A 26262-nucleotide genomic window follows, 5' to 3' on the forward strand; every position below is an offset into this window, starting at 1 on the left:
TAGACGATCCACGTCACGTGGCGGCGCGGCCAGCCCTGGCCGCGCTTGCGAGGCGCCAAGCAACGATGGCTTAATTCTTGAAATATGAAGTGCTTTGCCGATTCTATGCCTGCAAGGCATGTCCGGCAAAGCGGTCTCGCCGGCTCGCCGCAGCCGGCCTAAACTATGCCGTCATGGCCCGATCCGGCCCCGCCAACCACGAGAACCCCGCATGACCGACTCCATGGCCACCCGCCTGGCCGCCATCGAACAACGTATCGCCCAGGCCTGCGAGCGCGCGGGCCGCCCGGCGGGCAGTGTCGAACTGCTGCCGGTAAGCAAGACCTTCGACGCCAATGCCGTGCGCCAGGCCGCCGCGCTGGGATTGCGCCGCTTCGGCGAGAACAAAACCCAGGAAATCCGCGAGAAGGCCGAGCCCTTGGCCGAGCTAGGGCTGTCCTGGGTGATGATCGGCCACCTGCAAACCAACAAGGTCAAGGATGTGGTGCGCGACGTGGCCGAAGTCCAGTCCCTGGATCGCCAGGAGCTGGCCGACGCCCTGCAGCGCCGGCTGGCGTCTGCCGGGCGCAGCCTGGACGTGCTGATCCAGGTCAAAACCTCGCCCGAACCCAGCAAGTTCGGGCTGCCACCCGAAGCCCTGCCGGGCTTGCTGACCCACCTGAGCGAGGCTTGCCCGGCCCTGCGCGTGCAGGGCCTCATGACCATGGCCGTCAATTCGGAAGACAGCGCCGCGGTGCGTGCCTGCTTTCGGCGGCTGCGCGAATTGCGCGACACGCTGGCCTGCCCGGCGCTGCCGCTGCAGCGGCTGTCCATGGGCATGAGCGGCGACTTCGAAATCGCCATCGAAGAAGGCTCCACGGAGGTGCGCATCGGCAGCGCGCTGTTTGGCGCGCGCAGCTACGCAATCTGAAGCAAGACAGGCGGCAAGGGCGGCGGCATAATGAGCGCCGTAAAGGCGCAGCATCGCGCCTCATAACGATAATGTCCGCTAGGAGACAAGCCATGCACAAGCATGCCAAGCGCCTGTTGGCGTTTGCCGCCCTGAGTATTGCCGCCACCGCCTCGGCCCAGAACTGGCCCAACCAACCCATCCGCTGGATCGTGCCTTATCCGGCCGGCGGCGGCGCGGACGTCGTCGCCCGCACCGTGGCCAGCGGGCTGGAAAAACCGCTGGGCCAGACCATCGTGGTGGAGAACCGCCCGGGAGCGGCCACCATCATCGGCGCCACCGCGATCGCTCAGGCCGAACCCAACGGCTATATGGTGGGCACCGCCGACTCCGGCACGCTGGCCTTCAATCCCTCGCTCTACAGCAAGCTGTCATACGACCCGGCCAAGTTCAGCTACGTCGGCGGCATCGCGCGCTTCCCGCTGCTGCTGGCGGTCAACGCCAACTCCCCGTTCAAGACGGTGGACGATGTGCTGCAGGCCGCGCGCAAAGAGCCGGGCAAACTCACCGCCGCCTCGGCGGGCGCCGGGTCGCCCCATCACCTCGCGCTGGAACTGTTCAAACAGCGGGCCAACGTCAACATCCTGCACGTGCCTTACAAGGGCGCGGCGCCCGCCATCCAGGATCTGCTGGGCGGACAGGTGGACGTCATGTTCATCGATCTGGCTGCCGGCCTGCCCAACGTCAAGGCCGGCAAACTGCGCGTGCTGGCAGCGGCCACGCCCGAACGCCTGAAGACCTTGCCGGATGCGCCGACCATGGCCGAACAAGGCGTGCCCGACTTCACGGCCTATGCCTGGCAGGGCATGGTCGCCCCGGCCGGCCTGCCGCAACCGGTGATGGACAAACTGTCGGCCGAACTGCAAAAGACCATCACGTCCGAAGCCGTCTCGCAGAAACTCAACGACATGGGCGTCGAGCCCATGCCCATGAGCCCGCAGGCGTTCCAGGCCTTCGCCGAACGCGAGCGCGCCGCCTGGGCCGACGTCATCAAAAAGGCCAACATCCATCTGGAGTGAGGCGCACCGCGCCTGCCCTGATGAACCGCTATAGGGCGCCCGGGCGCCCTATAGCGGGCTGGCCGCGCCGCCAGCTTACGGCCATCCCCGGCATCACGGCTCGCCAATCATGCCGTTGCGGACTTCCAGCAGATGCTGGCGCACAGCCGCGCTGGCCGAGTCGGCATCGCGTACGCGCAAGGCATCGACGATGGCACGATGCTGGGCCCGATAACGCGCCAGCCTTTCAGGGGTCAGGCTGCGTTGCTTGAGCGACTCCCATTCGGGCTGTTTGCGAACGCCGTTGATGGCGTCATACAGGTCGATCAATAGATTATTGTGCGCTGCGCTCAGGATGGCCTGGTGCAGCATGCCGTCCCAATACTCGAAATCAAGCACGGTGCCGGCCTTCTCGCTCTCGAGCAGGCAGTGCGCGATCTGTTGCAGGTCTCGCCCCGACGCACGCGTGGCCGCCAGTTCGACAAACTGCGGCTCGATCAACAAGCGCAACTCCATCACTTCCGCCGGGCTCGCGCCGTGGATGCGCTGCAGCAGGGACTCCACCGCGCCGCTGGCCGCAGGGGGCGATTCAGCCACGAAGGTGCCGCGGCCGACGTGGCGCGTAATCAACCCCTCGCTTTCCAACTGATCCATGACTTTGCGCAGCGTGTTGCGCGCCAGGCCGAACTGCTCGACCAGATCCCGCTCGGCCGGCAATCGATAGCCGGCCGGCCATGTGCCATCGGCAATGCGTTTGCACACATGCTGCATGAGCGCGGCGCTGCCGTGTTGGGCCTTGCTGCGCAAGCCCTGCCTGGGGGCCGGATTCTGCATCGTTGAACCTCGCAATATTTGAACCAATTATAGTCCAATTTACGCAGCGCCGTCTAGTGGTTTTCGCTATGTACCGCAACTTTCTAGATGACCGCGCGGATGGAGTACGCAATAATGGTTCACGTTGATTAACATTGGTTCATTATTGGATTACCCGTATGAAACTGCTGACCTTCCGCAAGACCTCGGGCGATACCCAGGTCGCTCAACTGACCGCCGATGGCATGGTGCAACCCCTGGCCTACGCCGATGGCCGCGCGGTCGAGGATTTGCTTGCGCTGATCGCCAGCGCCGCCCCCTTGAGCGCGCTCAAGCCCGATGGCGCGGCCCAACCCCTGTCGGCCGTCAAGCTGCTCGCGCCCATTCCCCGCCCGGCCCGCAACCTGTTCTGCGTGGGCAAGAACTACACCAATCATGCGCAAGAGTTCACCAAGAGCGGGTTCGATGCCGGCCAGACCGCAGCCGATGCCATCCCGACCGACCCCATCGTGTTCTCCAAGACCCCGGAGACGGTCATCGCCCATGGCGAATGCATCTGGGATGCCGCGGAGGTAAGCACGGCGGTCGACTACGAGGCCGAACTGGCCGTGATCATCGGCAAGGGCGGACGCGGCATTTCGCGGGCTGACGCGATGTCGCATGTGTGGGGCTACACCATCATCAACGACGTGACCGCCCGCGACTGGCAAAAACGCCACAAGCAATGGCATATGGGCAAATCCTTCGACACCTTCGGCCCGATGGGCCCCGTGGCCGTGACCGCCGACGAAATCGACGGCAGCAACCTCGATGTCAAAGCCTGGGTCAACGGCGAACTGCGCCAGGACGCCAACACGCGCGACCTGATTTTCGACATCCCGGCCCTGATCGAAACCCTGTCCCGGGGCATCACGCTCAAGCCGGGCGACATCATCGCCACCGGCACGCCCGAAGGGGTGGGCATCGGGTTCAACCCGCCTCGCTTTCTCCAACGCGGCGATGTGGTCGCAATCGAGATCTCCGGCATCGGCCGCCTGGAAAACGTCATCGGTGAGGCCAAGGCATGAGCTCCGCACAAATCAATGGTCTGTGGGTCGAGGATTCCGGCGGCGAGGGCCAGGCCGTGCTGTGCATACACGGCCTGGGCGGAAGCTCCAATTTCTGGTCTCCCGTGCTCAGCGCCTTCGGTGAGCGGCGCGTCATCCGCCCCGACCTGGCCGGCGCCGGGCGCAGCGGCCCTGCGGCCCCTGGCCTGAGCATCGCGGCGCACGTGCAATCCTTGCTCGGCGTACTCGACACCCTGGGCATCGAGCAGGCCGATGTCGTGGCGCACTCCATGGGCACCATCATCGCGCAGCACCTTGCCGTCCTGCATCCGCGCCGCGTGCGCTCGCTCGCGCTGTTCGGTCCGCTGGCCGCCCCGGCCGAGGCGGCCCGCGCACCCACCCGCCAACGCGCCGCCCTGGCTCGCAGCGGACCGGCCGCCATGCAGGACATCGCCGACCTCATCGTCAAAGCCGCCACCAGCAGCGAAACCAAGACCGAACGCCCGACCGCGCTGGCCCTGGTGCGCGAGTCGATCATGCGGCAATCGCCCGAAGGCTACGCGCAGAACTGCGAAGCACTGGCCGACGCCACGTCCGCCGAGGTCGAGACGCTCGCCATTCCCGTGCTGTTGGTCACCGGCGACGAGGACGGCGTCGGCACCCCGGCCGGGACCGCGGCGCTGGCGCAACGGCTGACCGATTCCCGGTCTTACGTTCTGCAAGGATGCGGCCACTGGACGACTTACGAAAAGCCCTTCGAGAGCGCCCGCATCCTCACGGATTTCTATAAGCCATAGCGCGCGCAGCTTGCACCATCAGGAGACAAATCATGAATAAGATCGCCATCAGCAATGTATCCATCTTCGACGGCAGCGGCGCCGACCCCTACCCCGGCGAAGTACTGATCGAAGGCAACCGCATCAAATCCATCGCCCGCCGGGGCGAGTACCTGGAAACCGGCGAAGCCAGAATCATCGACGGCCAGGGCGCGCTGCTCATGCCCGGCATGACCGAAGGGCACACCCACTTCTCGTGGAATGATCAACCCAGTCTGTCGGCGATTCAGTTCATGCCGCCGGAGGAGCACATTCTGTGGTGCGTGCGCGTGGCCAAGCGCTATCTCGAGATGGGCTGGACAAGCGCCTTGGGCGCGGCCACCGCCAAGCCCCGTCTGGACGTGGTGACACGCAATGTGATTGAAACGGGCGCCTTCCCCGGCCCGCGCTATCTGGCCGGCAGCCAGGAAATCACCACGCCCGGCGGCCTGGGCGACAACACCTTGCCGCACTTGCCCGATCCGAGCATGAACTTCGGCGCGGTCTGTAATGGCCCCGAAGACATGCGCCGCATCGTGCGCATGTTCGTCAAGCTCGGCGTAGACCACCTCAAGATCAATCTCTCGGGCGAATACATCGCCGGCATACCGGCCGAATCCAATCCCTTCTCGGAAGAAGAGATCGCCATGCTGGCCGCCGAGGCGCGCCTGGCCGGCAAACGCGTCGCGGCTCACGCCCGATCCAAAGAGTCGGTCAAGGCCTGCGTCAGACACGGTTTCGAACTGGTGTTTCATGCCAGCTTCGCCGACGAAGAGGCGCTGGACATGCTGGAGGCCAACAAGGACAAGCATTTCGTCGTCCCCGGCCTGGGTTGGCTGGTCAACACGCTGTACAACGCCGCGGAGTACGGCATCACCGAAGAGATCGCCACCAAGATGGGCTACCGGCGCGAACTGGAGGTCGCGGCGGAAAGCCTGAGCAAGATGCACAAGCGCGGCATACGCGTACTGCCAGGCGGCGACTATGGCTTTGCCTGGATGCCGCATGGCACCAACGCGCGCGATCTCGAGTATCTGGTGAAGTACGTCGGGATGACGCCCAAGGAAGCCCTGGTCGCCGCAACCAAGTACGGCGCCGAGTTGATGCAGCGTCCCGAAGAGCTCGGGCAAATCAAAGAAGGCTTTCTGGCCGACGTCATCCTCATCGATGGCAACCCCATCGAGAACCTGAGCCTGCTGCAAGACCCGCAAAAGATTCTGATGGTGATGAAGGACGGCGAGATTTACAAAAATCAGCGCACCATCCTGCCCGCGCGCGGCGTCATTCGCTCCATCTATGGCGGCAATCCCTTGGTGGAAGCGGGCGTGCGCAAAGAAGCCCCCGCCGATCCGATGAACTCCAGAACCGCGTAAGGGGCGCGCCCTGCAAGGCATTGCCCGCGGCGGGCGCGCTCACGGTGAGGCGAGCGCGCGGCGCGCGCCCGGCCCGGCATCCTGCTAGTAGCGGATCTCCAGATTGACCGCGACATTGCGCCCCGGCGCGGTGTAGCGGTTCAGCCCTTCGCCATCCGGGTCGATGCGGCCGGTGGTCCCGAAGGTGGCCAGAGAACGCAAGGTGTCCCAACGGAAATAGCGCCTGTCAAAGAGGTTGTAGATGCCCGCCGACAAGGTCATGTTCGACCCGAGGCGGGCATAGGCGCTCAGGTCCACCAGAAAGACGGCCTGGCTGAGATACCGGGAGGGTTCTCGGACGGCGCCGCGCGCGCCGTAGGTCGTGCGCACCGTATCGCGCTCGCGTTTGGCGCCATGGTGCACGAGATCGGCGCGCACGCCCCAGGCCGCGGTGTCATAGAAAATACCCGCCACGACTTGCAGCGGCTGCAAGGCGCGCAGGCCATCTCCCAGACTGGTGCGCCCGCGCATGAAGCTGGCCCGCAGATCCATGCCCAGGCCCCGGGGCGCGCCCAGAGCATGGTGGGCGTCGAGCATCCCCTTGAGTTCCACCCCCCAGACCTTGGCCCGGTCGATGTTCTGCTGCTGGAAATAATCCTCGATCTGAAGCGGCGCAATACCCCAGGGGTTGAAGGGCTCGTAGAAAGGATTGGGCACCTCGCGCGTGCTGTGACGCTCTTCGATGAAGTCGCGGTAGCGGGTCTGGAACAGGGCTACGGCCAGGTTGCCCGCCTGTCCGTGCGCGGCCAGGGTCAGCTCCTGGTTCAGCGCGCGCTCGGCCTTCAGGCCCGGATTGGGCAAGAAGTAATTGAATCCACGCCGAAAGCGGAAGTACAGCTCCTGGGCCGACGGCGCGCGAAAACCTTGCGATACGGCGTAGCTCAGGCGCAAGTGCTTGGTCAGATCATGGTGCAGCTTCCCGAACCAGCTGCCTGCCGCAAAGCGGCGCTGCCCGACGGCTTCCAATCCGTAACCGGGCGCCACCCCGGGGGTGGGCTGATGCGCATAACGGTCAAAACGCCAGCCCAGCTCGCCGCGCCACGCCTGGCTCAGTTCGAAGGCGTCCATCAACTTGGCGCTCACACTGCGCACCCGCACCGGATCGACGATGCTGTAGCTGCTCTGCCCGCCCGCGGAATTCTTGAAGAACAAGCGATCGGTATTGTCGTTGTGCAAGCGGCGCTGCGTCCATGACAGTTCGCCCGAGACGCGGTGCCGCCCCCAGGCCGTATCCCACGCCCGTGCCGCCGCCTCTAGCCGCCACTGGCGATCGCGCTGGGTCGTGCGGCGGTCATAGCGCTGATCGAGAAAGCCATCCTTGATGTCACGGTTCTCCGTCAGCGCGCGCTGCAAGACGTTCTGCAGATGCAGGCCGGCCGACAGCGATTCGAGCACGCCGTCTGCCGGCGTCCAGCGATAGGTCAGCGCCTGCCGCTTGTAAGGCGAGCTGTCCCACGCCTGGCGTGTCTGGCCGAAGGCGCTGTAAGACCGCTCATCGGTGAAGCGCCGCTCAGCACGCTCGTCGTGCGAGAGCTGTACGCAATGGCCGCGGACCACGCAGACGTCCAGTTTGCTCAGCCAGGCCTGTGTATGCGCGTCCACCGGATCGGGCCGGCCGCGGCTGCGCCCGGCAATATCCTGGCCGCCGCCGTAATGCATGAGCTCGTGCCCGGAACGCCGCGTGTACTGCAGAAACACACTGGTTCCCAGATCGCCCAGGCGCGCCCCCGCGCCCGCCACGCCCACCCACTCCCGGCTGCGCGAGGCGTAACCCAGCTTGCTGTAGGCGCCGGCCGTCTTGCCCGGGTCGACGAAGTCGTTGATGTCTTTGGTCAGGAATTGCACGGAGCCGCCTATCCCGCCGCTACCGGACGAATAGGAGTCCGCGCCCTTGTGCAGCGTGACCTGTTTCATGTGCTCCAGCTCGACGCTGTTGCGGTTGCCGTTCAGGTAGCCGTAGCCGAGGTAGACCTCGGGCAGGAAATACTCGGCCTGCGCCACGCCATCGACCGTGACGGCGACACGGTTGCCCTCGACGCCCCGCATGGCATAGCCGTTGGCGCCGGCTCGGCCGCCTTCGGCCACCGTGACACCCGGGATATGGCGCACCAGATCGCGCGCGTCAAAGACGTTCTCGCGGCTGATCTGGCTCGCGCTGCGCACGTCGGTGGAGGTGGATTCGGCTTCAGCCTCGACCTGGATAGCTTCGAGCTGCCAGGCCGGCACGGGCTGCGCGGCCTCGGATGAGGGGTCGGCCATGACCGGCGAGGCCGCCAGCAATGACCAGAGGGCAAGGGGATGACGAACTGCCATGATGTCCTGTACTCCGGAATAAGCAACAGGACGCGCTGGCCGAAAGAAAATGGGTGAGCAGCATGGCCAAGCCCGCGCCGCGCCAGAGGCGGCGCGCCGGTCAAAAAACCCCCGCCGGTGGCGGGAAAGCTCTCACGATGACGCAAGGCCGGGCAAAGGCCGCGGCCGGTGGCCTGAATCAGATCAAACGAGAAGGAAGCTGGCCGGCAAGGATTTGCGAGGTTGCAACAATGACGTGGCCAAAACAAAACAGGCCCGCAGGCCTGTTTGCTCACTGCCCGCCAGACGGCTCAGTGCTTCATATGGCCGTGGTCCATGCCCGGATTGTGGCTGACCGCCTTGATCTTGAAATTCACGCCGACCTCGCCGGCTTTTTCGAACTTCAGGATGGCCGGCACCGTACCGCCTTCGGCAAAGGGCGACTTCAACTTGAGAAACATCACGTGATAGCCGCCCGGCTTGAGTTCGACCTTGCCGTCGGCCGGCACGACGATACCGCCATCGACTTCGCGCATGCGCGCCATGCCGTTTTCATTCTTGACGGTGTGCAGTTCGACGCGCTCGGCGGCCGGCGAAGTCACCGCCAGAAGACGGTCTGCCACCTTGCCGTCGTTTTCGATCTCCAGATAGCCCGCGCCGTTCTCCTGGCCCGGCGCCGAGGCCCGCACCCACAGATCATCCACCTCGATCTGGCCGACCTTGTAGTCAGCGGCCATGGCCGTCGCACCCGTGGTCAGCGCCAGCGTGGCCGCAAAGACGAACTTACGCAAAGTCATCGCATTACTCCAAAGCTATACCGGCTCGCAGCCGGCGGGTTACCCAGCCTGGCCCTGGCGCGTGCGCACCAGGGCGCGGGCGGCGGCCAGAACGGAATCCGTCAGGACCGACATCGCTTGGGAGTTTACTCGCCAATGCTGCCAATAGATGGGGACATCCTCCCAGGCACGGCTGCGCAAAGGCACGAGCCGGCCACTGTCCAGCTCGTCCTTGATGAGAGGAAGCGGATTCATGGTCCACCCCAGCCCATCGAGCGTTGCCTGCACGAAAGCGCGGCTCGATGGCACCCACCAGACGGGCGGCTGCCATGGCTGGCTGCGCATGATGCGGCGGGCGAAGCGGGCCTGCAGCCCGTCCTTGCGATTGAATACCAGCACGGGAGCCACGGCCAGGGTGCGTGCATTGACGCCCTGCACAAAATGCCGCGCCAGAAAATCCGGCGAACAGGTCGCCACGTAGCGCATGCTGCCCAACGGGTGGATGCGGCAGCCCTGTACCGGCTCGGCCAGTGTGGTCACCGCGCCCAGCACCGTGCCGTTACGCAGCAAGGCGGCGGTGTGGTCCTGATCCTCGGACTGCATGTCCAGCGTGGCACTCGAACGCGCGGCAAAACGGGTTGCCGCAGCGACGAACCAGGTCTCCAGGCTGTCGTGATTGACGGCCACCGGGATGCTGGCCTGAGTGATCTCGTCTTCGGCCACGCCCAGCCGCTGCAAGGCATCGTGCTCGAGCAAGGCGGTTTGCTCGGCAAGCTGGACCAGCACCTGGCCATCCGGTGTCGGCCGCGCCGGCACCGTGCGCTGCACCAGCAGCCGGCCGCTGCGGTCCTCCAGCGACTTGATACGCTGCGACACGGCCGAGGGCGTCACATGCAGCGCCGCGGCGGCACGCTCAAAGCTGCCTTCGCGCACGACGGCGGCCAGAGCCCGCAAATGATCGTGATCCAACTTCATCGGCGTGCCCGCCCGGGACGGCCGCCCAGGGAAAATCGCATACGCTTTCCTCAATTAAGTTTTGCTTAATATGCTTTATGGAAATTAGCTGTATTTCATCGTGAGCACAAGCCAGAATGGCAACATCCTGGCCGGGGAGACGCCCCCGGCCGGCTTCATTCCAGGCTGCAAAGATGTTCACCTTCACCCTCCCCGCTTTTTTCACCGCCTGGGCCAGCGGCACCGCCACCGGCCTGGGACTGTTCGCCGTGGTTGGCGCGCAAAGCGCCTTTGTGCTGCGTCAGGGGCTGATGCGCACCCATGTCATGACCGTACTGGCCACCTGCGCCCTCGTCGATGCGGTCTTCATTTTCGGCAGCGTCTGGGGCCTGCAGCGGTTGACGGAGCAGGTGCCCGGCCTGACGGAGGTCATCCTCTGGTTCGGCGTCGTGTTTCTGGCCTGGTATGGCCTGCAATCGGCGCGCCGCGCCTGGCGCGGCGGCTCCCTGGCCCATTGCCGTCAGGCCGTCCCCTCGCGCGGCGCGGCCTTGCTGGGCGCGCTGGGATTCTCGTTGCTGAACCCGCACTTCTGGCTGGACATGGTGGTGGTGGGCTCGCTGGCGCACGGCTTTGCCGACGCCCGGCTGGCTTTCGCCGTCGGCGTACTGACCGCCTCGGTGCTATGGCTGGCGGTACTGGGCGTGGGGTCGCGCCTGTTCGCGCCCTTTTTCAGCGACGCACGCGCCTGGCGCATCCTCGATGCGCTGATCGCGGTGATCATGCTGGGGCTGGCCTACGCCTTGGCCACCGGGGATCTGGGCGCCTGATCCTGTCCCTATAATGAAGCTCCGATCCTGCCTTGGCCGCGGCTGCGGCCCCAACGCCCATGCGCGGAAACCGAGAGCCACGCCTGCCGTCCCTGGCTGCCATACAGGCCTTCGAAGCCGCCGCCCGGCTGGGCGGCTTTGAGCCTGCCGGCAAAGAGCTGGGCGTCACGGCCAGCGCCATCGGCAAACGCATCACCACGCTGGAGGCCCAGCTCGACACGGTCCTGTTCCTGCGGGGCCGCCGCGGCGGCACCCTGACCGCCGCCGGGCGGGAATACCTCGAGCAGGTGCGCAGCGCACTCGGACAGTTGTCGGCCGCCACCCTCAAGGCCCGGGTAGAGCCGCCCACCGAATTGCTGCGCGTCGTGTCCACGCCCACCTTCGCGCGGCAAGTCCTCATCCCCTATCTGCCCGAGTTCACCGACGCCCACCCCCAGGTCGATCTCGAAATTCTGTTTTCGGTTCCCTATCTCGAGATCTCGCCCCCCAATGCCGATTTGTGGATACGTTTCGGCAATGGCCAATACCCGGGCCTGCAGGTCGAGAAGCTGACCCACGACGAGGTCTTCGCCGTGTGCACGCCGGCCTATCAGCAGCGTCATGGCCCGTTCGCCCAGCCGCAGGATCTCGCGCGGGCCGCCTTGCTGCGCTGCCCCATGGAACCCTGGCGGCCCTGGTTCGACCGCGCCGGCCTGGACTGGCCCGAGCCCACCAAGGGCGTATGGCTGGTAGACCTGGGCATGGTCCTGGCCGCGGCCCACGCCGGCCAGGGCGTGGCGCTCACCCGCCAGACCCTGGCGGCCGAGTGGCTCAACGACGGCAAGCTCATCCGGCTGTTCGACGTGAGTTCGCATGGCGACCTGCAGTACTACCTCTGCCACGAGCAGCGGCGCCCCCTGCAACGCGGCGCGCGCGCCTTCGCGGCCTGGATCGCCGACGTCTGCGCCCGCATTGCCCGCCGCTGACGCCCTGACCGGAAAATAATTCCGGTCAAAGACGGAAATCTGCTCCGATGGCCGCCCTTTCTTCTAGGGATTTACGTGAAACCCGCCGAAAACATAAGTTTCGCGTAAGCATTCAAGACCAGAGTACCGAGCACAACGAGGAGAGCGCCCCCGCAGCAGCACGATAAAGAGTGGCGCATGAGCTGGTTTTTTCGCAGTAGGACCACCCACCGCCCAACGCACTTTAGTGTGGGAGGTCCGCATACCAAACTCAACGGAGACATCATGGACTTTCGCTTGAAGCTGCTTGCCGGTACCTTGACGCTTGCCCTCTCGGCGGGGGCTTATGCCGCGGATCCCATCAAGATCGGTGTGGCCGGGCCCTACACGGGGGGGTCTTCCTCCATGGGCGTGAGCATGCGCGACGGCGTGCGCCTGGCCATCGAAGAAATCAACAAGAACGGCGGCGTGCTGGGCCGCCAGCTGGTCGGCGTCGAGCGCGATGACGAAGCCAAGAATGAGCGCGGCGTGCAGATCGCCCAGGAGCTCATCAACAAAGAGCACGTCGTGGCCTCCGTGGGCTACATCAACACCGGGGTTGCCCTGGCATCGCAACGGTTCTACCAGGACGCCAAGATTCCCGTGATGAACAACGTGGCCACCGGCAGCGTCATCACGCATCAGTTCAAGGCACCGGAATATCCCGACAACTACGTCTTCCGCAATGCCGCGCATGACAGCATCCAGGCGCCCATGATCGTCGAAGAAGCCGTGGCGCGCCGCGGCTTCAAGAAGGTCGCCATTCTGGCCGACTCGACCAACTACGGCCAGCTTGGCCGCGAAGACCTCGAAAAAGCCCTCGCCGCCAAGGGCATCAAGCCCGTGGCCGTCGAAAAGTTCAACATCAAGGATGTGGACATGACGGCCCAGCTGCTCAAGGCCAAGGAGGCCGGCGCCCAAGCCATCCTGACTTACGGCATCGGTCCTGAACTGGCCCAGATCGCCAACGGCATGGCCAAGCTCGGCTGGAAGGTGCCCATCATCGGCAGCTGGACACTGTCCATGGCCAACTACATCGACAACTCCGGCGCCAACGGCGAAGGCGCGCGCATGCCGCAGACCTTCATCCAGGATCCGGACACGCCGCGCCGCAAGGCCTTCATCGATGCCTATCTGGCCAAGTTCAAGCCCAAGAACAACCGCATCGACTCGCCGGTGTCGGCCGCTCAGGGCTATGACTCCATCTACCTGCTGGCCGCGGCCATCAAGCAGGCTGGCACCACCGACGGCCCCAAGGTGCGTGAGGCGCTGGAGAACCTCCAAGCGCCGGTCGAAGGCGTGGTAATGACCTACAACAAGCCCTTCACGCATGACAACCACGATGCCATCACCGAAAAAGAAGTCGTGATCGGCGAGGTCAAGGGCGGCCGGGTCGTCAAAGCCCAGTAAATCCTAAGTTGTTCACCGCAGCGCGGGCCCCACCGGGGCCCGCGCGGTATCCGCTCGGCGCGCGGGCCGGGACTCTCACTGCGCATACATGATGATTCTTCTACAGCTTATCTATAGCGGTATCGCGCTGGGCATGATCTATGCCGTCATAGCGTTCGGATATCAGCTCACGTTCGCCACATCGGGCACGCTGAACTTCGGCCAGGGGGAGGCCCTGATGCTGGGCGCGCTGGTCGGTCTGACCCTCGTCGGTCTGGGCGTGAATTATTGGGTCATGATTCCCATCGTCTGCGTCTTCGGCTTTCTGCAGGGCATGTTCGTCGAGCGGGTCGGCGTGCGTCCGGCGATCAAGACGCGCTCCGAGTTCGGCTGGATCATGGCCACCATCGCGCTGGGCATCATCTTTCGCAACGTGGCCGAGAATGTCTGGGGCCGCGACGATCTGCGCTTTCCTTCGCCGCTGCCGGAAGCCCCGCTGAAGATCCTGGGCGCCAATTTGCTGCCCATGGAACTGCTGGTGGTCTTCGGCGCGCTGGCCATGATGTTGCTGGTCGAGCTGTTCAACCGCAAATCCATCTATGGCAAAGCCTTCGTGGCCACGTCCAATGACCGTGACGCCGCCGGCCTGATGGGGATCAGCACCGGTCTGGTCATCACGTTTTCCTATGCCATGTCCTCGCTGACCGCCGCCTTCGCCGGCGTGCTGGTCGCTCCGCTGACGCTGACCGGCGCCACCATGGGTGCCGTGCTGGGCCTGAAAGCCTTTGCGGTAGCCATCATCGGCGGGCTGTCCAGCGGCATGGGCGTCGTCGTCGGCGGGCTCATCCTGGGCATCGCCGAAACCACCACCGGCTTCTATCTTTCGACCGGCTACAAGGACGTTCCCGGCCTCGTGCTCCTGCTCCTGGTGCTGACCTTCAAACCCGCCGGCCTGTTCGGCAAGACCGCGATCAAGAAGGTGTAAAGCCGATGAAACCTCTGCACCGAGTCCTGGCCCTCGTGGCCCTGGCCTGCCTGGCGGCCATTCCGCTGGGCGTGACCAACACCTATTATCTGCACCTCATCGAAACCATCATGATTTACTCGATCCTGTTGTTCGGGCTCGATATCGTGGTGGGTTACACCGGGCAGGTCTCCCTGGGCCATGCCGGCCTGTTCGGCATCGGCTCTTACGTCGCCGGCGTGCTGGTCTTCCATCTGCAGATGCCGATCTGGATCACCCTGCCCGCGGCCATCATCATCGCGGCCGCTTTCGGGGCGGTGCTGGCGCTGCCCGCGCTGCGCGTGACGGGCCCGTATCTGGCCATGGTGACCCTGGCCTTCGGGACCATCATCCAGATTCTCATCAATGAGATGACCTTCCTGACCGAAGGGCCGATGGGCATCAAGATCAACAAACCGGCCTTCGGCAGCCACATCCTGAACAAACAGGAGTACTTCTGGCTCGTCGCCCTGCTGCTGGTGTTGTCTCTCATCGTGGTGCACCGCATCCTGAAGTCGCATCTGGGGCGCTCTTTCGAAGCGCTGCGTGACAGCCCCATCGCGTCGGACTGCATGGGCGTATCAGTCTATCGCCACAAGGTCATCGCCTTCGTCATCAGCGCCGGCTTTGCCGGCCTGGCCGGCGCGCTGTACTCCTACTCCGAACAGTACATCTCGCCCAACACCTATAACTTCGAACTGACCATCCTGTTTTTGCTGGCCATCATCATGGGCGGGCGCAAGACGCGCACCGGCGCCATTCTGGGCGCCTCCATCATCGTGCTGCTGCCCAAGATGCTGGATGACATCGACACCTTCCGCCTCATCGCCCTGGCCGTCGCCATTCTGGTGGCCGCGGGCAGCGCGCTGGCCGTGGCGCGGGGCAAGACCGAGGCGCGCCGTGTCGCCGTGCCGGTGGTGGGCACCATCGCCCTGGCGGTGTTCGCCTACTGGCTGGACGTCGTCACCGACTGGCGCTTGAGCATTTTCGGCGTGATGATTCTGTTTGTCGTCTATTACCTGCCAGACGGCATCGTGGGTTTCGTGCGCAACCTGTTCTTCTCCACACGCCGCAAAGCGCTGTCGGTCCGCTCGGAACTGGCCGACCGCGCCGACGCCGTCCCGACGGCGGCGGCCGGGCCGGCCGAAACGCTGCTGCAGGCGCAAAGCATCCTGATGCAGTTCGGGGGCTTGAAGGCGCTGAACAACGTCGACCTTACCGTCAAGCGCGGCACCATCCACGGCCTGATCGGCCCGAATGGGTCGGGCAAGAGCACCATGATGAACGTGCTCACGGGCATCTATGTGCCCACGGCCGGCAGCGTCACGTTTGCAGGCCGCTCGCTGGTGGGCCTGACGCCGGCCGAGATTGCGGCCAACGGCGTGGCGCGAACCTTCCAGAACGTGCAGCTCTTTGGCGAGATGACGGCGCTGGAGAACGTGCTGGTGGGGCTGCATCACAGCTTCACGACCGGCCTGGGCAATATCGCGCTGCGCACCCCGCGCTGGAAAAACGAAGAACAACAGGCGCGCGCCCGGGCCCTGGCGCTGCTGGAGTTCGTTGGCCTGGCCGATTATGCCGGCGAAGAGGCGCGCAACCTGCCCTATGGCAAGCAACGTCTGCTGGAGATCGCCCGTGCGCTGGCGCTCGACCCGCAACTGCTGCTGCTCGATGAGCCGGCCGCAGGCCTGACCGCCCCGGACATCGCCGAGCTGCTGGTCATTATCCGCAAAGTGCGCGACCACGGCATCACCCTCATCCTGATCGAGCATCACATGGACGTGGTCATGAGCGTGTGCGACACGGTATCGGTGCTGGACTTCGGGCAGAAGATCGCCGAAGGCCTGCCTGCCGAGATCCAGCAGAACGCCAAAGTCATCGAAGCCTATCTGGGCGGCGCGACCGCCTGACGCCCCGGAGACACCCCTATGCTTACTGTGAAGAATCTCGAAGCGGGCTACGGCAAGGTCAAGGTGCTGCACGGCATCAGCCTGGATGTCCCCAAGGCCAAGGTCGTCACCCTGATCGGCTCCAATGGCGCCGGCAAGACCACCACCATGCGCGCCCTGTCGGGCATGATCCGGCCGTCGGCCGGCGAGATCACGCTCGACGGCCGATCGATCGCCGGTCAGGAGTCCTTTCGCATCGCGCGCATGGGACTGGCGCACTCGCCCGAAGGGCGACGCGTCTTTCCGACGCTGTCGGTCACCGACAACTTGCTGCTCGGCGCTTTTCCGCGCCTGACCGGCAGCCGCCCGCGCGGCGATGTGCAGGCCGATCTGGCGCGGGCAATGGATCTGTTTCCGCGCCTCAAAGAGCGGCGCGATCAGCTGGCCGGCACCCTGTCAGGCGGCGAGCAGCAAATGCTGGCCATGGCGCGCGCCATCATGCTCAACCCGCAGCTCGTGCTGCTGGACGAGCCGTCCATGGGGCTGGCGCCGATTCTGGTCGAAGAAGTGTTTCGCATCATCGCCCGCCTCAAGGAACAGGGCGTGACGATGCTGCTCGTCGAACAGTTCGCCGCGGCGGCGCTCAACGTGGCCGACTACGGCTATGTGCTGGAAAACGGTCGCATCTCGGTACACGGGCCGGCCGAGCAGCTCAAGCATGACCCGGCCGTGGTCGCCGCGTATCTGGGCGGCGGGCACTGACTGCTGACATGGCATAGCGCGCCGCAAGCCTGCGGCGCGCGGCCGCGTCAGTCTTCGTCCAGCGCCGCGCCATCGGCGCCATAGCGCTTGAGGCCGTCGAGATCCATGACGCGCACCGCGCCATACTCCACTTTGAGCAGGCCGGCCTCTTCGAGTTTGCGCAAGGCCTGGTTGGCGCGCTGGCGCGAGACGCGCGCCAGATAGCCCACCTCTTCCTGCGTGATCGTCAGGCGCATGCCCATGCCCGGGTAGAGCAAGGGATTGAACAGCTCGGCCAGGCAACGCGCCACGCGCGCGTCCGGATCGAGCAGGCGGTCATGCTCGGCCTTGCCAATGAACTGCGCCACACGCTCATTGAGCTGATGCAGCAAATAGCGATTGAACGGAATGCTGGTGTCGAGCAACCACTCGAAGGTCGCCGCGGGCAGGCGCGCCACCACGGAGTCGCGCAGGGCCACCACGTCGTATTTGCGCACTTCGCGCTTGAGCAACGATCCCTCACCGATCCAGCCGCCTGCGGGCACGCCGGTCAAGGACGCCACCTTGCCCTCGGCATTACCGACCGACACTTTCACCAGGCCGGACAACACGCCTATCCATGCCTGGGCGAGTTGACCTTTGCGCTCTATGATCGTGCCAGCCAAGGCATGCTGCACCGAGATGTCGCGCTCGACACGCGCGCGCTGTTCGCTGTCGAGCACGCGGAACCAGGCTGCGGCAAGGTGTAGCGAATCAGCTAGCTGCATCGGGAATACCCTAAATAAACCTTGAATGTCGTGATGGTGACAGTTGGAGGCGACCCAACCTTATACCTTAAGTCCTGCCGTAAATCTAAAACGAACTGGTCAAGCGCACGCCGGGATATCTAGCTCACCAGGCTACCCGTATCCGCCCAAACCGGAGGAGACAACGTGGCACATCCCCAGCCCCCGGCGCGACCGGTGGTAGCGCAGACTTTCCCCGCGCTTCTGCTCGAACACGCCAGCGTGCGCCCAACGCGCCCCGCCATCCGCGAAAAAGATCTGGGTATCTGGCAAACCCTGACCTGGGCCGAAGTGGCCGAGCGCGTGCGCCTGTTCGCTCATGGCCTGGCCGACCAGGGCATCGGCCCGGGCAAACACATCGCGGTCATCGGCGAAAACCGGCCGCGTCTTTACATCGCCATGATGGCCGCTCAGGCCCTTGGGGCCATTCCGGTGCCGCTCTACCAGGACGCCGTGGCTCAAGAGATGGTCTACGTTCTGCAGGACGCGCAGATCAGCGTGGTGGTCGTCGAAGACCAGGAGCAGGTCGACAAGATGCTCGAGGTACGCGCGCAATGCCCGGATCTCAAAACGGTGGTCTACGACGACCCGCGCGGCATGCGCCACTATCACGATGACATGTTGCAGTCCTACGAGGCGCTGGAAGACGCGGGCCGCCGCCATGCGCAAGCCCATCCGGACTTCTATCTGCAAGCTGCCCGTGCCGTGCAGCCCCAAGACACCGCGGCGATGTTCTATACCTCGGGCACCACGGGCAAACCCAAGGGCGTGGTGCTCACCCATCACGCCCTCATCGACCGCGCGCAAGCCGTGGCCCGGATGGAGGCGCTGACCGACCAGGAAGATGTGCTGGCCTATCTGCCGCCCGCCTGGATCGGCCAGAACATGTTCTCGTACACGCAGCTGCTGGTGTCCGGTTTTACGGTCAACCATCCGGAGTCGCCCGATACGGTGGCTATCGACATGCGCGACATCGGCCCGACCTACTACTTCGCGCCGCCGCGTGTGCTCGAAGGGCTGCTGACCCATGTGATGATCCGCATGGAAGACGCCGGGCTGATCAAACGCAAGCTGTTTCAAGCCTGCATGAATCTTGCCCGCCGGGTAGGCGCGCGCATTCTCGACGGCGAAGCGGTATCGGCCTGGGACGCGCTGCGCTACCGATTGGGCGACCTGATGATCTACGGCCCCCTGCGCAATGCCTTGGGGATGAGCCGGGTGCGCGTGGCCTATACCGCGGGCGAGGCCATCGGGCCGGATCTGTTCGTGTTCTATCGCTCCATCGGCATCAACCTCAAGCAACTGTATGGTTCGACGGAGACCTCGGTCTTTGTCTGTGTGCAACCCGACGGTCAGGTGCGCGACGACACCGTGGGGCCGCCGGTCGAGGGCGTCCAGATTCGCGTGGCCGACAACGGCGAGATCCTGGTCAAAAGCCCTGGGCTGTTCAAGGAGTACTACCGCAACCCGGCCGCCACGCAAGAAGCGCGCGATGCCGAGGGGTGGTTTCGCACCGGCGACGCCGGCTATCTGGACGGCGATGGCCAATTGAAGATCATCGATCGCGCCAAGGACGTGGGCAAGTTGGCCGACGGCAGCCTCTTCGCTCCCAAGTACATCGAGAACAAGCTCAAGTTCTTCCCGCATATCAAGGAAGCCGTGGCCTTCGGCGCGGACCGCGATCAGGCCTGCGCCTTCATCAATATCGACCTCGAGGCCGTCGGCAACTGGGCCGAGCGGCGTGGACTGGCTTATGCGGGCTATACCGACCTGGCGGGCAAGGACGAGGTCTACGCCCTGATCCGCGAGTGCCTGGAAAAGGTCAATGCCGACCTGGCCCACGATCCGCGCCTGGCCGCCTCCCAGATCCACCGCTTTCTCATTCTGCACAAGGAGCTGGATCCGGACGATGACGAACTCACGCGCACCCGCAAAGTGCGGCGCGCCTTCATCGCGCAGAAGTACGGCGTACTGATCGACGCCCTGTACAGCGGCAAGGACAGTCAGTTCATCGAAACCGAGGTCAAGTTCGAGGACGGTCGCAGCGGCAGCATTTCTGCCGACCTGCGCATCAGCCCGGCCAAGACTTATCCCGCCATCACCGCCAAGGCCGCTTGATCATGAGCACCTCTCCCCGCGACCAGCAGATCGGCGACGTCCTGCTGGACATGCAGAACATCTCGCTGTCTTTCGGCGGCGTCAAAGCGCTCACGGATATCTCCTTTAACGTGCGCGAGCACGAGATCCGCGCCATCATCGGGCCCAATGGCGCGGGCAAGAGCTCCATGCTCAATGTCATCAACGGCGTCTACACCCCGCAGCAAGGCAGCATCACGCTGCGCGGCGAACGCTTCTCGCGCATGAATCCGCGCCGCGCGGCCGAGATGGGCATCGCCCGCACCTTCCAGAACCTCGCGCTGTTCAAGGGCATGAGCGTCCTGGACAACATCATGACCGGCCGCAACCTGCGCATGAAGTGCGGGCTGCTGTCGCAGGCGCTGCGCCTGGGGCCGGCCGAACGCGAGGAGATCGCGCACCGCAAGTTCGTCGAGAACATCATCGACTTCCTGGAAATCCAGGCCTATCGCAAAGTGCCTGTCGGCCGTCTGCCCTATGGCCTGCAAAAGCGCGTCGACCTGGGCCGGGCGCTGGCCATGGAGCCGCGCCTGTTGCTGCTCGATGAACCGATGGCCGGCATGAATATCGAGGAGAAGCAGGACATGAGCCGCTTCATCCTCGATGTGAACGATGAATTCGGCACCACCATCGTGCTGATCGAGCACGATATGGGCGTGGTGATGGATATTTCCGATCGCGTCGTGGTGCTGGACTACGGCAAGAAGATCGGCGATGGCACACCCGACGAAGTGCGGGGCAATCCTGATGTGATCCGCGCCTATCTCGGCGTGGACCACGGCTGAAGGGACGGGATACAAAATGGGATTCTTTCTGGAAACCTTTCTGGGCGGCCTGATGAGCGGGATGATGTACTCGCTCATCGGCCTGGGCTTTGTGCTCATCTTCAAGGCGTCGGGCGTCTTCAACTTTGCCCAGGGCGCCATGGTGCTGGTGGCCGCCCTGTCGATGGCGCGCTTTTCCGAGTGGATACCGCGCTGGCTGGGCTTTGACAATCTGCTGCTGGCCAATGTGCTGGCCTTTATCGTCAGCGCGGCGGTCATGTTCCTGCTGGCGGTGGTGATCGAGCGGCTGGTGCTGCGCCATCTCGTCAATCAGGACCTGACGACCTTGCTCATGGCCACGCTGGGCATCAGCTACTTTCTCGACGGCCTGGGACAGATCACCTTCGGCAGTTCCGTCTACTCCATCAATGTGGGCATGCCCAAAGAGCCCTGGCTGGTGCTCGACTCGGTCTTCGAGGGCGGCGTGCTCATCAACCTGGAGGATCTGACCGCCGCGCTCATCGCCGCGCTGCTGGTCGCCGCGCTGGCCCTGTTCTTCCAGTTCACGTCCACGGGCCGGGCGCTGCGCGCGGTGGCCGACGACCACCAGGCCGCGCAATCGATCGGCATTCCGCTCAATCGCATCTGGGTCATCGTCTGGAGCGTCGCGGGACTGGTCGCGCTGGTGGCCGGCATCATCTGGGGTTCGAAATTCGGGGTGCAGTTCACGCTGTCGACGGCCGCGCTACGGGCCTTGCCCGTGGTGATCCTGGGCGGGTTGACGTCGGTGCCGGGCGCCATTCTGGGCGGCCTGATCATCGGCGTGGGCGAGAAGCTGTCGGAGGTCTATCTGGGTTCGCTGGTCGGCGGAGGCATTGAAATCTGGTTTGCCTACGTGTTGGCACTGGTCTTCCTGCTGTTCCGTCCGCAAGGATTGTTCGGCGAAAAAATCATCGACCGGGTCTAGCACCCTGGATTGGAGACACCATGTTCTACCGCGAAAACGGCCAGTTCAAGACCAGCTATCGCGCCGATCAACAGATATTCCCCATCCGGCAGGACCGTATCGTGTTCGGCCTGCTGATGGCGGTCGCCTTCGTGGCGGTGCCGCTGCTGGCCAGCGACTATCTGATGCGCGCCATCCTCATTCCTTTTCTCATCCTCGCCCTGGCGGCGGTGGGCCTGAATATTCTCGTGGGCTATTGCGGCCAGATCTCGCTCGGAACGGGGGCCTTCATGGCCGTGGGCGCCTATGCGGCCTGGAACATCGGAGTCCGCTTTCCCGGGTCTCCGCTGCTGCTGCAGATTCTGATCGGCGGGGGCTTCGCCACCCTGGTGGGCGTGATCTTCGGCATCCCCAGCCTGCGCATTCGCGGGCTGTATCTGGCCGTGGCCACGCTGGCCGCGCAGTTCTTCGTGGACTGGGCCTTTCTGCGCATCCCCTACTTCACCAACTACTCCTCCTCGGGCAACGTTTCGGTCCCGCCCCTCACGGCCTTCGGCCTGCCGGTGCAAAGTGCCCTGCAGAAGTACCTGTTCGTGCTCATCCTGGTCGTGGTCTTCACGCTGCTGGCGAAAAACCTCGTGCGCGGCGCCATCGGACGCCAATGGATGGCCATCCGCGACATGGACGTGGCCGCCGCGGTGATCGGTATCCGCCCCATGTACGCCAAGCTGTCGGCCTTCGCGGTCAGCTCGTTCATCGTCGGCGTGGCCGGCGCGCTCTGGGGCTACATCCATCTGGGCTCCTGGGAGCCGCTGGCCTTCGACCTGAGCCGCTCTTTCCAGCTGCTGTTCATGATCATCATCGGCGGGCTGGGCTCGATCCTGGGCAGCTTTTTCGGCGCGGCATTCATCGTGCTGGTACCCGTGGCCCTGACCAATATCCCCCATCTCTTCGGGCTGTCGCTGTCGGTGGACACGGCCGCCCACGTCGAACACATGGTGTTTGGCGCGCTCATCGTGTTCTTCCTGATCGCCGAGCCGCATGGTCTGGCGCGTCTGTGGAGCATAGGCAAGGAAAAGCTGCGTATCTGGCCGTTCCCGCATTGAAATGGCGCGGGCCCACCCGGCCCGTGCTTTTTTACACAACCCGGCTGCAGACCGGGCCAACCCCGGTGTTCGATAGCAAGCACCACGCAGGAGGTAAATGGAGATGAAGCGTCTTAACCTGAAATTGGCCGCCACCCTGATGGCCGCCACCGGCGCGCTCAGCGCCCTCGCCACGCCCGCGGCGGCCGCCGAGGAGCAGTTCGTGCCGCTGCTGGTCTACCGCACCGGCTCGTTCGCGCCGCTGGGCATCCCCTGGGCCGACGGCAAGCTGGACTATCTCAAGCTGGTCAACGAGCGCGACGGCGGCGTCAATGGCGTGAAAATCGCCTATGAAGAATGTGAAACCGCCTATGCCACCGATCGCGGCGTGGAGTGCTACGAACGGCTGAAGAACAAAGGCACCGGCGCCTCGGGCTTCGACTCGCAGTCCACCGGTATTACCTTCGCCGTGACCGACAAGGCCATGGTGGACAAAGTGCCGGTCGAAACCGTGGGATATGGCTTGTCGCAGTCGGTCGACGGCAGCGTCTTCGAATGGAACTTCCCGCTGCTGGGCACCTACTGGACGGCAGCCGACGTGATGATCCAGGACATCGCCAAGAAAGAAGGCGGCATGGACAAGCTCAAGGGCAAGAAGATCGCCCTGGTCTATCACGACTCGCCCTATGGCAAGGAACCCATCCAGCTGCTGCAAAAGCGCGCCGCCAAAGAGGGATTCGAGCTGCTGCTCTACCCGGTGACCGCGCCCGGCGTGGAACAGAAATCCACGTGGCTGCAGATCCGCCAGCAGCGCCCCAATTATGTGCTGCTCTGGAGCGCCGGCATCATGACGCCCACGGCCATCCGCGAAGCGCAGGCCAGCGGCTATCCGCGCGACAAGATGTACGCCATCTGGTGGGCCGGCTCCGAGGGGGACGTCAAGGATCTGGGCGACGTGGCCAAGGGCTATAACGCCATCACCATCCACAACAGCGCCGGCAGCGGCAAGGTCTACGACGATCTCAAAAAGTACGTCTATGACAAGGGCCAGGGCGCCGACAAATCCGGCAACACCACCCTGGGCACCATCGCGCACACGCGCGGCATGATGATCTCGATGCTGCAGGTCGAGGCCATCCGCACCGCGCAGGAAAAGTTCGGCAAGGGCAAGACCCTCACGCCCGAACAGGTGCGTTGGGGCTTCGAGCATCTGAACCTGACGCAGGAGCGTCTGAACGAGCTGGGCTTCGGCGAGATCATGCGCCCGGTCAAGACCAGCTGCAGCAACCATATGGGCGATGACTGGGCCCGCATCGTGCAGTGGGATGGCAAGAAGTTCAACGTCGTCTCCGACTGGTACCAGGCCGACAAGGCGCTGGTGGACCCGCTGGTCAAGGAAGGCGCCGCCAAGTACGCCCAGGAGAAGAAAATCACGCCGCGCAAGTGCGAAGACTGATGAGCACCGGCCGCCGGTTCAGGCCGGCGGCCTTTCTTATCCCGCAGGAACTGCCATGACTGTCGCTTCTTCCCCTCCGCCGACCAAAGTGCTGCTCGATGTCAATGGCATCGAAGTCATCTACAACCACGTCATCCTGGTGCTCAAGGGCGTATCGCTGCGCGTGCCGGAAGGCAAGATCGTGGCCTTGCTGGGCGCCAATGGCGCCGGCAAGACCACCACCTTGCGTGCCGTCTCCAACCTGCTCAAGGGCGAGCGCGGCGATGTCACCAAAGGCTATATCCAGTACCGCGACGAACGCATCGAACGGCTGTCCCCCGCCGAGCTGGTCAAACGCGGCGTGGTGCAGGTCATGGAGGGCCGCCACTGCTTCGCCCATCTGACCATCGAAGAAAACCTGCTGACTGGCGCCTACACGCGCGATCTGTCCCGCGCGGATGTCAACGCGGCCCTCGAACGCGTTTATCAGTACTTCCCGCGGCTCAAACAACGGCGCGGCAGCCAGGCGGGCTACACCTCCGGCGGCGAGCAGCAGATGACCGCCATCGGACGCGCGCTGATGGCCAGCCCCAACATGATCCTGCTGGACGAACCCTCCATGGGGCTGGCGCCGCAGATCGTCGAGGAAATCTTCGAGATCGTGCGCGACCTGAACCAGCGCGAAGCCGTGAGCTTTCTGCTGGCCGAACAGAACACCAATATCGCGCTGCGCTATGCCGATTACGGCTACATCCTGGAGAACGGCCGCGTCATGATGGACGGCGCGGCCAGCGACCTGGCACAGAACGAAGACGTCAAAGAGTTCTACCTCGGCATCTCCAGCGGAGAGCGCAAGAGTTTCCGCGACCAGAAGTTTTATCGCCGCCGCAAGCGTTGGCTGGCCTGATCCGATTCCCTACAGCAAGGGTGCCAACCCATGTCCCAGTTTTTCGATACCCTGGAAACCCGCGAGCCTGCCGCGCGCGAACGTGCCCTGATGCAAGCCCTGCCAGGTGCGATCGCCCACGCGCAGGCGCGCGCGCCTGCCATCGCGGCGCAGTTGCAAGGGGTGGACGCCGCGCGCATCAACAGCCGTCAGGCCCTGGCCGAGCTGCCCGTGCTGCGCAAGCACGAACTGCTGGAACTGCAGCAGCAACGCCGCGCCAGCGCCGGCCCCGACAACGCGCAGAAAAGCCTGGGCGGCTTCGCCGCCGTGGGCTGGGGCCAGGCAGTGCGCGTGTTTGCCTCGCCCGGCCCCATTTATGAGCCGGAAACCGCAAGGCCGGATTATTGGCGTTTTGCCCGCGCCCTCTACGCCGCGGGCTTTCGCGCCGGCGAACTGGCCTACAACTGCTTCTCCTATCACTTCACGCCCGCCGGCTCCATGATGGAGACGGCCGCGCATGCCGTGGGCTGCACGGTGTTTCCCGGCGGCACCGGGCAGACCGAGCAGCAGGTTCACGCCATCCGCGATCTGGCGCCTTCGGGTTACACCGGCACGCCCAGCTTCCTGAAGATCATCCTGGAGAAAGCCGACGAACTGGGCCTGCCGCTGACCTCGCTCAAGCGCGCCCTGGTCTCGGGTGAAGCCTTTCCGCCCTCCCTACGCGAGTGGCTGGCCGCGCGCGGCATTGCCGGCTATCAGGCCTATGGCAGCGCGGATCTGGGCATGATCGCCTTCGAAACGAGCGCACGTGAAGGCCTGGTCCTGGGCGAAGACCTGATTCTGGAAATCGTGCGTCCCGGCACGGGCGAGCCGGTGCCCGAGGGTGAGGTCGGCGAAGTGGTCATCACCACCCTGAATCCCGACTATCCGCTGGTGCGCTTCGGCACGGGCGACCTCTCGGCAATACTGCCCGGCGCCTCACCGTGCGGCCGCAGCAATACCCGCATCCGGGGTTGGTTGGGACGCGCCGATCAGACGACCAAGGTGCGCGGCATGTTCGTCCACCCCTCCCAAGTCGCCGAGGTCTTGCGCCGCCACCCTGAACTGGGGCGCGCCCGGCTGGTGATCTCCGGCACGACGGGCGCCGAGCAGATGGTGCTGCATGTCGAAGCGGCGCACCTTGCCCCCGAGGTGTCGCGGCGCCTGACCGAATCGGTGCGCGACATCACCAAATTGCGCGCCGACATCGTGCGCGCCGAGCCCGGCGGCCTGCCCAACGACGGCAAAGTGATCGAAGATCTGCGCACCTACGACTGAGACGGACGTGCGCGCGCCCGG

23 protein-coding genes are annotated in these 26262 nt (G+C 64.6%); 18 read left to right on the forward strand and 5 right to left on the reverse strand.

Features of this window, described 5'->3' with window-relative positions; all coding sequences use genetic code 11:
• The first annotated feature begins 211 nt into the window (after nt 1-211).
• Together CAL22_RS20025 and CAL22_RS20030 are read left to right on the forward strand one after the other, a co-directional pair.
• Nucleotides 212-910: a YggS family pyridoxal phosphate-dependent enzyme gene (locus CAL22_RS20025; RefSeq protein ID WP_094816182.1), complete on the forward strand. Its 699-nt coding sequence runs from the start codon at nt 212-214 to the stop codon at nt 908-910.
• Between the two features lie 92 nt (nt 911-1002).
• Nucleotides 1003-1968 carry a Bug family tripartite tricarboxylate transporter substrate binding protein gene (locus tag CAL22_RS20030; RefSeq protein WP_094816184.1) on the forward strand — a complete coding sequence of 322 codons (966 nt, stop codon included), beginning with the start codon at nt 1003-1005 and terminating at the stop codon, nt 1966-1968.
• 93 nt (nt 1969-2061) lie between these two features.
• Here CAL22_RS20030 and CAL22_RS20035 read toward each other — a convergent pair whose 3' ends face one another.
• Entirely contained in the window at nt 2062-2781 is a 720-nt protein-coding gene (locus CAL22_RS20035) for a FadR/GntR family transcriptional regulator (protein WP_094816186.1), read from the reverse strand.
• A 158-nt stretch (nt 2782-2939) separates the two neighbouring features.
• On the opposite strand from CAL22_RS20035, the gene CAL22_RS20040 reads away from it, so the two are divergent.
• From CAL22_RS20040 to CAL22_RS20050, 3 genes are read left to right on the forward strand one after another with little or no spacing between them, the layout of a single operon-like run.
• Complete coding sequence (locus CAL22_RS20040) at nt 2940-3827, forward strand: fumarylacetoacetate hydrolase family protein (RefSeq protein WP_094816188.1); 888 nt, start codon at nt 2940-2942, stop codon at nt 3825-3827.
• A complete protein-coding gene (locus CAL22_RS20045) occupies nt 3824-4603 on the forward strand; it encodes an alpha/beta fold hydrolase (RefSeq protein ID WP_094816190.1) in 780 nt (259 codons plus the stop codon). The genes CAL22_RS20040 and CAL22_RS20045 overlap by 4 nt, the downstream gene beginning before the upstream one ends.
• Before the next feature lie 32 nt (nt 4604-4635).
• Nucleotides 4636-5994 (forward strand): metal-dependent hydrolase family protein, encoded by a 1359-nt coding sequence (locus CAL22_RS20050; RefSeq protein ID WP_094816192.1) that lies wholly within the window; start codon nt 4636-4638, stop codon nt 5992-5994.
• A gap of 84 nt (nt 5995-6078) precedes the next feature.
• Here CAL22_RS20050 and CAL22_RS20055 read toward each other — a convergent pair whose 3' ends face one another.
• The 3 genes from CAL22_RS20055 to CAL22_RS20065 form a co-directional block, all read right to left on the reverse strand.
• Complete coding sequence (locus CAL22_RS20055; RefSeq protein ID WP_094816194.1) at nt 6079-8346, reverse strand: TonB-dependent hemoglobin/transferrin/lactoferrin family receptor; 2268 nt, start codon at nt 8344-8346, stop codon at nt 6079-6081.
• 290 nt (nt 8347-8636) lie between these two features.
• Nucleotides 8637-9122 (reverse strand): copper chaperone PCu(A)C, encoded by a 486-nt coding sequence (locus CAL22_RS20060; RefSeq protein ID WP_094816196.1) that lies wholly within the window; start codon nt 9120-9122, stop codon nt 8637-8639.
• 39 nt (nt 9123-9161) lie between these two features.
• Complete coding sequence (locus tag CAL22_RS20065) at nt 9162-10076, reverse strand: LysR family transcriptional regulator ArgP (RefSeq protein ID WP_094816199.1); 915 nt, start codon at nt 10074-10076, stop codon at nt 9162-9164.
• Between the two features lie 173 nt (nt 10077-10249).
• Here CAL22_RS20065 and CAL22_RS20070 point away from each other — a divergent pair, with 173 nt between their 5' ends.
• From CAL22_RS20070 to CAL22_RS20095, 6 genes are all read left to right on the forward strand, one after another.
• On the forward strand, nt 10250-10882 hold the full coding sequence (locus tag CAL22_RS20070; RefSeq protein WP_094816201.1) for a LysE/ArgO family amino acid transporter: 633 nt from the start codon (nt 10250-10252) through the stop codon (nt 10880-10882).
• Between the two features lie 59 nt (nt 10883-10941).
• Entirely contained in the window at nt 10942-11847 is a 906-nt protein-coding gene (locus CAL22_RS20075) for a LysR substrate-binding domain-containing protein (RefSeq protein WP_094816203.1), read from the forward strand.
• 264 nt (nt 11848-12111) lie between these two features.
• A complete protein-coding gene (locus CAL22_RS20080; RefSeq protein ID WP_094816205.1) occupies nt 12112-13275 on the forward strand; it encodes an ABC transporter substrate-binding protein in 1164 nt (387 codons plus the stop codon).
• An 88-nt stretch (nt 13276-13363) separates the two neighbouring features.
• Complete coding sequence (locus CAL22_RS20085; protein WP_094816207.1) at nt 13364-14239, forward strand: branched-chain amino acid ABC transporter permease; 876 nt, start codon at nt 13364-13366, stop codon at nt 14237-14239.
• A gap of 5 nt (nt 14240-14244) precedes the next feature.
• Complete coding sequence (locus tag CAL22_RS20090) at nt 14245-16167, forward strand: branched-chain amino acid ABC transporter ATP-binding protein/permease (protein WP_094816209.1); 1923 nt, start codon at nt 14245-14247, stop codon at nt 16165-16167.
• A gap of 18 nt (nt 16168-16185) precedes the next feature.
• Complete coding sequence (locus tag CAL22_RS20095; RefSeq protein ID WP_094816210.1) at nt 16186-16908, forward strand: ABC transporter ATP-binding protein; 723 nt, start codon at nt 16186-16188, stop codon at nt 16906-16908.
• Nucleotides 16909-16955: 47 nt separating this feature from the next.
• Here CAL22_RS20095 and CAL22_RS20100 read toward each other — a convergent pair whose 3' ends face one another.
• A complete protein-coding gene (locus CAL22_RS20100; RefSeq protein ID WP_094816212.1) occupies nt 16956-17654 on the reverse strand; it encodes a Crp/Fnr family transcriptional regulator in 699 nt (232 codons plus the stop codon).
• 165 nt (nt 17655-17819) lie between these two features.
• Between CAL22_RS20100 and CAL22_RS20105 the strand changes: the two genes are divergently transcribed.
• The 7 genes from CAL22_RS20105 (at nt 17820) to CAL22_RS20135 (ending at nt 26241) form a co-directional block, all read left to right on the forward strand.
• Nucleotides 17820-19790 (forward strand): AMP-dependent synthetase/ligase, encoded by a 1971-nt coding sequence (locus CAL22_RS20105; RefSeq protein ID WP_094816214.1) that lies wholly within the window; start codon nt 17820-17822, stop codon nt 19788-19790.
• A 2-nt stretch (nt 19791-19792) separates the two neighbouring features.
• Entirely contained in the window at nt 19793-20593 is an 801-nt protein-coding gene (locus tag CAL22_RS20110) for an ABC transporter ATP-binding protein (RefSeq protein ID WP_094816216.1), read from the forward strand.
• 16 nt (nt 20594-20609) lie between these two features.
• Nucleotides 20610-21539 carry a branched-chain amino acid ABC transporter permease gene (locus CAL22_RS20115; RefSeq protein WP_094816218.1) on the forward strand — a complete coding sequence of 310 codons (930 nt, stop codon included), beginning with the start codon at nt 20610-20612 and terminating at the stop codon, nt 21537-21539.
• Between the two features lie 20 nt (nt 21540-21559).
• On the forward strand, nt 21560-22624 hold the full coding sequence (locus tag CAL22_RS20120; protein WP_094816220.1) for a branched-chain amino acid ABC transporter permease: 1065 nt from the start codon (nt 21560-21562) through the stop codon (nt 22622-22624).
• Between the two features lie 97 nt (nt 22625-22721).
• Complete coding sequence (locus CAL22_RS20125; RefSeq protein ID WP_094816222.1) at nt 22722-24059, forward strand: ABC transporter substrate-binding protein; 1338 nt, start codon at nt 22722-22724, stop codon at nt 24057-24059.
• Nucleotides 24060-24114: 55 nt separating this feature from the next.
• Entirely contained in the window at nt 24115-24945 is an 831-nt protein-coding gene (locus CAL22_RS20130) for an ABC transporter ATP-binding protein (RefSeq protein WP_094816224.1), read from the forward strand.
• 30 nt (nt 24946-24975) lie between these two features.
• Nucleotides 24976-26241, forward strand: a complete 1266-nt coding sequence (locus tag CAL22_RS20135) for a phenylacetate--CoA ligase family protein (RefSeq protein ID WP_094816226.1) — start codon at nt 24976-24978, stop codon at nt 26239-26241.
• Nucleotides 26242-26262 lie beyond the last annotated feature (21 nt).

This window comes from Bordetella genomosp. 12 (assembly GCF_002261355.1).
Lineage (GTDB): Bacteria > Pseudomonadota > Gammaproteobacteria > Burkholderiales > Burkholderiaceae_B > Bordetella.